The 9,644-nt window shown below is 39.8% G+C and carries 7 protein-coding genes; 5 read left to right on the top strand and 2 right to left on the bottom strand.

All coding sequences use genetic code 11. The features are described 5' to 3' along the window. The first annotated feature begins 236 nt into the window (after positions 1 to 236). The gene (locus P20311_RS09115) at positions 237 to 1,076 is read left to right on the top strand and encodes an HDOD domain-containing protein (protein WP_008111992.1); all 840 of its coding nucleotides are present in this window, start codon (positions 237 to 239) and stop codon (positions 1,074 to 1,076) included. A 67-nt stretch (positions 1,077 to 1,143) separates the two neighbouring features. On the opposite strand, the gene rdgC is transcribed toward P20311_RS09115, so the two are convergent. Together rdgC and P20311_RS09125 are read right to left on the bottom strand one after the other, a co-directional pair. After that, a complete protein-coding gene (gene rdgC, locus P20311_RS09120; RefSeq protein ID WP_008111993.1) occupies positions 1,144 to 2,055 on the bottom strand; it encodes a recombination-associated protein RdgC in 912 nt (303 codons plus the stop codon). A gap of 73 nt (positions 2,056 to 2,128) precedes the next feature. Beyond that, positions 2,129 to 3,895: a sensor histidine kinase gene (locus P20311_RS09125; RefSeq protein ID WP_008111996.1), complete on the bottom strand. Its 1,767-nt coding sequence runs from the start codon at positions 3,893 to 3,895 to the stop codon at positions 2,129 to 2,131. 378 nt (positions 3,896 to 4,273) lie between these two features. Here P20311_RS09125 and P20311_RS09130 point away from each other — a divergent pair, with 378 nt between their 5' ends. The 4 genes from P20311_RS09130 (at position 4,274) to thrC (ending at position 9,530) form a co-directional block, all read left to right on the top strand. Next, on the top strand, positions 4,274 to 4,642 hold the full coding sequence (locus tag P20311_RS09130) for a response regulator (protein WP_008112003.1): 369 nt from the start codon (positions 4,274 to 4,276) through the stop codon (positions 4,640 to 4,642). A 230-nt stretch (positions 4,643 to 4,872) separates the two neighbouring features. Continuing rightward, positions 4,873 to 7,290, top strand: coding sequence for a bifunctional aspartate kinase/homoserine dehydrogenase I (gene thrA / locus P20311_RS09135; RefSeq protein WP_008112005.1), 2,418 nt, complete (start codon positions 4,873 to 4,875; stop codon positions 7,288 to 7,290). Between the two features lie 9 nt (positions 7,291 to 7,299). Next, on the top strand, positions 7,300 to 8,235 hold the full coding sequence (thrB, locus tag P20311_RS09140; protein WP_008112008.1) for a homoserine kinase: 936 nt from the start codon (positions 7,300 to 7,302) through the stop codon (positions 8,233 to 8,235). Positions 8,236 to 8,246: 11 nt separating this feature from the next. Further along, complete coding sequence (gene thrC, locus P20311_RS09145) at positions 8,247 to 9,530, top strand: threonine synthase (RefSeq protein ID WP_008112009.1); 1,284 nt, start codon at positions 8,247 to 8,249, stop codon at positions 9,528 to 9,530. The last annotated feature ends 114 nt before the right edge of the window (positions 9,531 to 9,644 follow it).

Genomic DNA, 9,644 nt, shown 5'->3' on the forward strand with positions numbered 1-9,644 from the left:
TACTGAAAGCGTGTTAATCTGCCTTAGCATGTTCGCATTAAAGCAAAACACACTAGTAAATAGCAAGTATTAGACGTTAGAGCGCATAAATCAGGGGAGGAGGTGTAAATAATTGAATAATTATCTACACGTTTCTTTACTTTGGGTATATGTTTAGTACTACATTAGCATTGAAATAATTAATAATATAAGACCTGCCGTAAAGCGTAGTAGGTCATAAAGCAAAGGGATATTTTATGTCTACAGAAAATGCCTTACTCACTATTTTGGTTGACAGAATTAACAACGACACACTGGTGTTACCTACATTACCTGAAGTGGCGATTAAGGTTCGTCAAGCCGCTGACAACCCAGATGTAAACTTGATGCAAATGTCAGATGCAATAGCGCATGACCCTGCATTGTCTGCACGTATGATTAAAGTAGCAAATAGTGCCATTATGGGTCGTGCTGTAAAGGTGTCTAATTTACATCAAGCAGTGACACGTATAGGGCTCAGACAAATAAAAAATATAGCCACGGCAATGGCAATGGAGCAGCTGTTTGTATCCAACAATGAGCTAATAAAGGGCTATATGGGCAAAGCGTGGCATAAAACGCTGCATGTTGCTTCGCATTCTATTTCACTGATGGAATTTTACTTAAAAAGAAATACCCATACCTCGCTTAACCGTGATGCCATTACTTTAGCTTCATTGGTTTATAATATTGGGGTATTACCAATTTTGACTGAGGCTGAGCGACACCCTGAAGTATTTGCTAATCCGAGCTTTTTAGCCCATGCAATTCAACGCTTAAGCGGTAAAATTGGCGGCTCAATTATGAAAGCATGGGAATTCCCAGATGTGTTTGTAGAAGTTGCACAACATTGGGCCGATGTTAACTATCGCTCGACTGAGGTTAGCTATATCGATTTTATTCGTATCGGCGCAATCCTTGAAGGCACCTTACAGGTATCAGATAAATCTGCGGCGCTACAAACCTACATTGATAAAGGCATTATTCCTTCTTTAGAGATGTTAGAGAGTGAAGAGTATCTGCATTTGGTTGAAGACGTAAAAGAAATGTTCAGCTAAAATTTTGAATAATAAAAAGCACGATTAGTATCGTGCTTTTTATATGTGATGCTATTTAATAAAGCTTTTACGCTAAATCGTCGGCATCACCTAAGCCTTGAGTAAGCTCTTCAAGAAGCTGCTTTATTTCCTCAGATGCAAGAATGAAATCTGCGTCTAGCTTAACCGCCATATCTTCTTTTGGAATATCTGCATTTTCTTCTTTAAGTGTTTCACTGTAGCTTAAACGTTTAATTGAACCATCGTTTTGTAGCATAAACTTAACGCGCTCTTGCCAATCAAGGGCAAGCTTAGTCACGCGTTTACCACTTTCAAGGTGCGATTTCACTTCGTCACACGATAAGTCATGGCCTTTAAGCTTAACTTGGGCACCACTGTCATCCGCTTCTTCAAGTTCAGCATCTGAGCCAATCGCAAAGCCCTCAGGTGTACTAAAGTTAGTAAGCCAGTCAGTTAAAAATACATCTAAATCATAGTTAGCAAACGCAGGAACAACCGGTAACGTGCCTAACGATTTACGTAATAACGCCAAAAGTTCTTCAGCTTTATTAAAGCTTGCACTATTAACTACAACCCAACCATTTTCTTGGTCTATGAACGCAAACTGTAGGCTCGACTTTTTAAATGCTTGTGGCAGTAGCGTGTGTAAGATGTTTTCTTTTAATTCATCTTTTTCTTTTTTCTTTACAGGGCGATTTTCTTCGGCTTCAATCTGATCTACTTTTTCAGCGACAAGCTCATTTATTACAGACGCGGGTAACACTTTCTCTTCACGCTTGGCACACACTAAAATACTTTTTTGTGAAAAGTGAGACAGCGTTTCACCATGCTTACCAAATGCTTTTGTCCAGCCAAATGTTGCCAACTCTTGGCCAGTGCAGGGACGAAATAGATCTTGTTCTAACGCCTTATCAAAGTCTTCTTGAGTGTACGAAACGTCTTGTTTAAAGCGATAGCATATAAGGTTACTAAACCACATAGGGAAATGATCCATTTAAAAAATTTGTGCAATCATAGCAATAAAAGCCGCTTCTAGAAACGGCTGATTTTACTTAGTCGAGTTTAAAAAGTGGCAGGGGGGATGACATGTTTTTAGGGAACGAAATTCGGTAATGTAATCCTTGGTTAGGTTCGCTACTGACTTCAATTTTGCCATTGAGTGTTTGTTTTACAAGGTTAAAAATAATGTGAGCACCTAAGCCACTGCCACCTTCATCACGTTTTGTGGTAAAGAATGGGTCAAATAAACGCTTAAGTTGAGCTGGTTTCAAACCGATACCATTATCTTGGTAATTAATAACTAAGTCGTTTTCATCGGTGTTTACATCTATGGTAATTTGGCCGCTGTTTATATTTTCAAAGCCATGCACTAATGAATTCATAATTAAGTTAGTAAATATTTGGCTGATCACCCCTGCTGGTAAATTAATAATTAAATCATCCGGGCAATGTAGGCGAATGCTATGGGATGTTTTTTTAATCTGTGGATGTAAAGAACGTATAACTTCATTGATGTAATCCTTAAAGTTAATGGTTCTTAACGCCTCACTGGCTTGATCTACTGCAATTTGTTTAAAGCTGGTGATCAAGTCTGATGCACGCTCTAAATTGTGAGAGAGTAGTTGAGCGCTTTGTGCTGCATCATTAATAAACCCTTCCAATGCAGAGGAAGACAGTGATTTATTCTTAAATGCGGTTTCTATTTCAGTTAAGCGCTCTTGCAAAAATGAAGTAGCAGTTACGCCAATACCAATAGGGGTATTAATTTCATGAGTGATACCTGCTACTAAACCGCCTAATACCGCCATTTTTTCTGAGCCAACCAGTTGCTCTTGCGCAAAGCTTAGTTCATCGAGCGAGTTCTGTAGCTGAGTTTGCTTACTTAGCAGTTCTTGCTCAGTTTGTTTTCGTAAGTCAACTTCTTCAGTTAATACCGCTTTTTGGCGCTCGAGTTCATATTTTTGTTGCTGTAAATCGATCATTGCTTGGCTTAAGTTTGATGTTTTACGCGCAACATCTTGTTCAAGCTGCAAATTTTGTTGATCTAGTTTTTGATTACTTTCGATTAGGTCATGCTGAGTTTGTTTTAACTCTTTTTTATACTCAACAACTTTAGAAATCAGATTGTTAAAAGAGCGCTCCATTACCTTTAGCTCGTTATTTTCATCGGTAACGACTTTAACGTGCTGGCCATCGAGCTCTTCTAATTCAAGGTATTCAATTTGCTCAGTGAGTTGTGTGAGCGGCTCGGTTAGTAGCTTTCTAAATGCGATCAAAAATAAGATGATTAAAAAGGTGGTTTTAATCATGGCGTTGCCAATTAAAAAGTAAATAGAGAGCATAATGCGGCTGAAAATTACGTCCCGGCTAGAAAATAAAGTCACATCGCCCACTTGGGTGGCACGGCCTGAAAACTCAAAAATAAGCGGAAATGTATAGCCAAATAAACCAGCCTTGGTGTCTTCTACAATCACATCTTCTTGAACAAGCTGCTGGCTGTATAGGTTGTGAATGTTTAACGCTCGGCCTAGTTGCGAAATAATAGCGCCATTATCATCACGAATAATAACCCCTTCAACCATAGGAATATCAAGCAACCCCTCTGCAGTTGTGGTGGTTTGCTTTATATTTAGCTCCCAAATTGCTCGGGTTAGACTTCTACCAAATGTTTTTTGTAGTGTGCCGAGCTCATCGCGTATGTAATCTTTGGTATTAACATACTCTGCGAAGATTTGTCCGCAGGTCACCACAAAAGTCAGTATAAAATAAACTGATAAAACCCGTGTGAGTAACTTTGTTGAAAGACTTTTTTGCGGCATGAGGGACTTGTATTTCCTTTAATTATTCAGCTATTGGTGTACGCTTATAAACATTAGTTAATAAATCATTAAAAATAAACATATATTTTATTATATTGTTATTTTGCGCTCTTAAATAAGCATTACCCTGTAAACTTAACAATTGTACTCCTATCCAAGTGTAGTGTGTTTAGCTAGTTTGTTTGTAAATTAGGAGGGGGATTTTGCTAATTTGTATTGTGCACTCATGCATTTTATTGATAACGTTAATAAAAGCTATAGTAAATAACCTGCTCGCTACTTATATTGGTTATATTTTTGACTTTTTACTGACTGAGCAAGTAAATTAATTTTAAAGTGGGTTTAGGTGTTTTATATGAGTTTAATTAAATAGTCATTATGGTGCGTTTTTCTATTTTAGTCTGTGATGACTCAACCGTTGCCCGTAAGCAAGTGATCCGTTGTTTAAACGAGTGCATTGATGCCGATATTCAACAGGCTACAAACGGTAAAGAGGCCTTGGAGCAATTGCATCATGGGCAGTTTGATCTTGTGTGTCTTGATTTAACCATGCCTGAGGTTGATGGCATTGCAGTGCTTGAGCAAGTTAAAGCAAATAAAATAGAATCTTATGTATTGGTAATTTCTGCTGACATTCAACAAAAAATGCGAGAGCGAGTAGCGCAACTTGGCGCAATCGATTTTATTCATAAACCGATTAATAAAACACAACTTAACGAAGTTTTGCATAAGTTTGGCATTTATTAATAAAATTCATGATGAAAAAGACTGTTTTATCTTCTAATTTAGGGTTGACAGAATAGCCTTTGTTAAGGCAGTCTTAAGCTTATGAAAACATTTAGTCTTGTAACGACCATTATTATTACAACCACCATTCTTACTGGATAGTGGCATAGGTCGGTGCAACAAATTTAAAGGCCTGTGTTCACTTAGAACACAGGCCTTTTTTCGTTTTATGGAATGAGGAAACATAAAAAATGCGCGTTTTAAAATTTGGCGGCTCATCGCTCGCTGACTTTGCCTGCTTAGAGCAAGTCGCTGTTCTAGCTAAGGCACAATTAAAGGATGAAATGTTACTGGTGCTTTCAGCGCCTGGTGGCATGACAGATTCACTTGTTGCTCTAGCTAGTGCTGCAGAGCAGGGGCAGGATTTCAATCTGTTATGGGATGCACTTGTTACCCGCTGCAATGCCTTAAAAACGGCAGTAGAAGAAAAGCAAGGAGCAGTTCAAAACTGGCCTGACTTTGACGAATTGAAAAATAAGCTGGATGGAGTTGCACTAATTAAGTGTTGCCCAGATAAGATCAGGGCTTTTATTATTAGCTTTGGTGAGCGTGTTAGCGTATCGCTAATGCAAAGCCTATTAGCCGATCAGAACGCGCATTATCTACAAGCAACAGATTGTATTGTTTCAACCGGCGGATACATAGATGCTGAAGCGGATTTAGCCGCCAGTAAAGTACGCTTTCAAGCGGTACTAAAAGAATCGCCTGCGACGGTTTATATTATGCCAGGCTTTACTGCCAGTAATGATAAAGGGGAACTCACAACGCTTGGTCGCAATGGCTCTGACTATTCAGCGGCAATTGCTGCAGCGTGTTTAGAGGCGCAAGTGTGCCAAATATGGACTGACGTTGATGGGGTATACAGTGCCGATCCGCGTTATATCAAAAAAGCCACTAAGGTTGATTTTCTATCTTACAAAGAGGCAATGGAGCTTTCTTACTTTGGCGCTAAAGTGTTGCACCCTAAAACTATCCTACCGTGTGCAAAAGCTGGAGTGCCATGCGAAATTAAAAACACTCATAACCCAGATGCACAAGGCTCACTAATTAGTAACGATACGGTATCTGATGAACCAGTAAAAGCACTCTCAAGCCTACAAAACTTAGCTATGCTGACCGTTTCGGGCCCTGGTATGAAGGGCAAGGTGGGCATGGCATCGAAAGTATTTAATGCATTAGCGCATGATAACGTGTCAATCGTACTGATCACTCAATCATCATGTGAATTTAGCATTAGCTTTTGTGTGCATGAAAGCGATTTAAATCTAGCGTTAAGTGCGTTGCAAGTAGCCTTTGACTTAGAGTCAAAAGCTGGGCTCATTGAGCCTGTAAATGTGCAACGTAATTTAGCAATAGTAACGCTAGTGGGCGATAACATGCGCGCTCACAAAGGCTTAGCGGCTAAGTTTTTTGCATCGCTAGCTCAAGCACAAGTAAACATTGTTGCCATAGCGCAAGACTCAACTGAAAGCGCAATTTCTGCTGTTATTGACGGTGAGTTATGTAATGACGCGGTTAAAATTTGTCATGAAAACTTTTTCACTCATGTTCCTTCAATTGATGTGTTTTTATTGGGCTGTGGCTTAGTAGGTCAAGAGCTAATTAACCAACTTGAGCGTCAACAAGCATGGCTTGAAAAGCGTAATATTAAATTAAATCTATATGGTGTGGCTAACTCTCGCCAATTACACCTTGATGGTGAAGGCATTGCGTTTGATGATTGGCAGCAAAAGTTAGCGCAATCAGAGCAAGCATTCGATTTAAAATTAGTTGAACAGTTTGTTAAGCAAAATCACCTGGTTAACCCTGTGCTAGTTGATTGTACTTCATCAGATGCCTTGGCTGCCCAATACGTCGACTTTTTAAATGCTGGGTTCCATGTTGTGGCTGCTAATAAAAAAGCGACGACTAGTTCATATACTTATTACCAAGACTTAATTGCAGCAACGCATAAAAATAACCGTAAATTTTTATACGAAACTAACGTAGGTGCGGGTTTGCCTGTAATTGATAACTTGCAATCACTCTTTGGTGCTGGCGATGAATTACTTGAATTTAGTGGTATTTTATCTGGCTCACTTTCGTACATGTTTGGTGCCCTTGAAGATGGTTTATCACTCTCTGAAGCAACAATTAAAGCGAAAGAAAGTGGCTTTACTGAACCCGATCCTCGCGATGACTTATCGGGAACAGACGTAGCACGTAAACTACTTATCATTGCCCGCGAAGCAGGTATGAAATTGGAGCTTAGCGACATAGAAGTGGAGTCTGTACTACCACAAGGCTTCGCTCAAGGTGACAATGTTGATGAGTTTATGGCAAAGCTACCAAGTCTGGATGCTGACTTTAAGGACCGTATTCAAAGTGCAGCGAGTGAAGGTAAAGTACTTCGCTATGTAGGCACAATTAAAAATGGACACTGTAAAGTAGGTATTGAAGCGGTAGATTCATCACACGCATTAAGTGTAATTCGTGATGGTGAAAATGCGCTGGCTATTTTAAGCCAATACTATCAGCCACGTCCGTTTGTTATCCGTGGTTATGGCGCAGGCTCTGCAGTAACTGCTGCGGGTGTATTTGCCGATATTCTTAAAACACTATCACGCTAGGGGGCGGTTATGATTGAAGTTTATGCGCCAGCCTCCATTGGTAATTTTACGGTTGGTTTTGACTCCCTCGGTGCGGCGTTAGCCCCGATTGATGGCAGCTTACTGGGGGATGTGGTTACTATATGTGAAGCGCCTCGTGATGAGTTTATTTGTAGTGGCGAATACGCCCATAAACTCCCAAGCGATGCGAATGAAAACTTAGCGTATCAATGTTTAGTGCATTTTCGTACACATGTAGCACCGAATATGCCAGCCGTAAAATTAGAGTTGAAGAAAAACCTGCCTATAGGGTCTGGGTTAGGCTCAAGTGCTTGCTCTGTTGTTGCGGCATTTGCAGCGCTGGATAAGTTTGCTCAAACTAATTTAAGCCAAGTTGAGTTAATAGAGCTAATGGCCGATTTTGAAGGCTTGGTAAGCGGTGGACGTCATTATGACAATATCACTCCTTGTTATCTTGGTGGCTTACAATTAACGGGCGACTTAATTCCAAATAAATCAATAGCGTTACCTGTTGATGAAAACTGGTATTACGTTGCCGCATTTCCTGGCTTTTCGCTCAATACCGCAAAGGCACGCTCTGTTTTACCAAAAGAGCTAAGTATGCATGCGGGGGTTGAGTTTGCGCAGCGATTATCGGCTTTTAGCAGTTTATTACTGACTTCACGTTTTGATGAGGCGCTTTGTATTATGCAAGACAATATTGCTGAACCACATCGTGCGCCACTAATAAATGGTTTTGATCAAGCCAAACTTAGTTTGCCAGAACTCGGTGCTGAAGTGGTGAGTATTTCAGGCGCAGGGCCGACCTTGTTTAGTGTATGTAAAACGCTTGAAGCGGCAGAGCAATGCGCGCAGTGGCTAGAGGAAAATTACATCAACGAGCAAGGTTTTTGCCATATTTGTAAATTAGATAACGACGGCACGCGTCAATTAAATGTTTTATAGGATCAAGAGTCATGCAATTACATAATTTAAAAGAATATTCACAAAAAGTGTCGTTTGTTGAAGCTGTAAAAACAGGACTGGGGCGTAATCAAGGGGTGTTTTTTCCTGAGTCGTTAGCGCCATTAAGTGATGTTGATGCATTACTCGATATGGACTTTGTTACTCGCAGCGGCAAAATTTTATCGCACCTTATTGGTGATGAGCTACCAAGTGATACTGTTGCCCAGATGGTTAAGAATGCGTTTAACTTTCCGGTTAAGCTGGTGGAAGTTGAAGATAATACCTATTGCTTAGAGTTATTTCACGGGCCAACACTGGCATTTAAAGATTTTGGTGGCCGTTTTATGGCCGAGTGCTTGGCGCAATTTAATCAAGGTGAAAAAGTCACTATTTTAACTGCAACATCGGGTGATACCGGGGCTGCCGTAGCGCATGCTTTTTATAACAAACCAAATATTGATGTCGTTATTTTATACCCTAAAGGTAAAATTTCATTAGCGCAGCAAAAGTTATTTACAACGCTTGGTGACAACATTCACTGTTATGCGATTGAGGGTAGTTTTGATGATTGCCAAGAGTTGGTTAAAAAATCATTTTTAGATGAAGAGCTAAAATCGAAGTTAGGTTTAAACTCAGCAAATTCAATTAATATTAGCCGTTTAGTCGCGCAGGTGTGTTATTACTTTGAAGCCATTGCACAGCTGCCAAAAGAAAAGCGTGCTACAGCGCATATTTCAGTACCGAGTGGTAACTTTGGTAATGTGTGTGCGGCTATGATTGGCGCTGTTATTGGTATGCCAGTTGGTAAACTAAGTGCGACTACAAACCAAAACGACACAGTACCGCGCTTTATGCTTGATAAAAATTGGACGCCTAATGCGACAATTGAATCGCTTTCAAATGCAATGGATGTGAGTAAACCTAATAACTGGCCACGTGTGCAATCAATGTTAGATAATAACTGGTTTAGTTATGATAACTTTTATTCGGTGAGTGTTGATGAGCAGCAAACACAAGCAGTGATGAAAAAAATTCAACAGCTTGGCTATATTGCAGAGCCTCACACCGCAATTGCTTACCAAGGTCTTGTAGAAAATAAGGCAGCAGATGCTGTGGGGATTTTTTTAGCGACTGCGCATCCGGCCAAATTTAAAGACAGTGTTGAGGATATCCTTAATGTTGAATTAGATATGCCAAAGCCGTTAGCTGATGCATTAGCAAAACCGTGTTTAGCCACTGATATGCACAACGATTATGATATTTTGCGTACAGAGTTGTTTAAAAAGCTTGCCTAAAAAAGGCAGATAATAAAAGCGGCTTAGGCCGCTTTTTTGTTTATTTATGCATCGCTTTAAACATAGCGCATAAGCTATATAAATGTAGTAAATAAAATTCATTTAAAATTGTTA

The organism is Pseudoalteromonas sp. BSi20311 (assembly GCF_000239875.1).
Taxonomy (GTDB): domain Bacteria; phylum Pseudomonadota; class Gammaproteobacteria; order Enterobacterales; family Alteromonadaceae; genus Pseudoalteromonas.

What these genes read in the sequence shown, in the direction of transcription:
- thrC (WP_008112009.1), top strand. Translation starts at nt 8,247, where the DNA reads ATGCAATTACATAATTTAAAAGAATATTCACAAAAAGTGTCGTTTGTT.
- P20311_RS09130 (WP_008112003.1), top strand. Translation starts at nt 4,274, where the DNA reads ATGGTGCGTTTTTCTATTTTAGTCTGTGATGACTCAACCGTTGCCCGT.
- P20311_RS09125 (WP_008111996.1), bottom strand. Translation starts at nt 3,895, where the DNA reads ATGCCGCAAAAAAGTCTTTCAACAAAGTTACTCACACGGGTTTTATCA.
- thrA (WP_008112005.1), top strand. Translation starts at nt 4,873, where the DNA reads ATGCGCGTTTTAAAATTTGGCGGCTCATCGCTCGCTGACTTTGCCTGC.
- thrB (WP_008112008.1), top strand. Translation starts at nt 7,300, where the DNA reads ATGATTGAAGTTTATGCGCCAGCCTCCATTGGTAATTTTACGGTTGGT.
- P20311_RS09115 (WP_008111992.1), top strand. Translation starts at nt 237, where the DNA reads ATGTCTACAGAAAATGCCTTACTCACTATTTTGGTTGACAGAATTAAC.
- rdgC (WP_008111993.1), bottom strand. Translation starts at nt 2,055, where the DNA reads ATGTGGTTTAGTAACCTTATATGCTATCGCTTTAAACAAGACGTTTCG.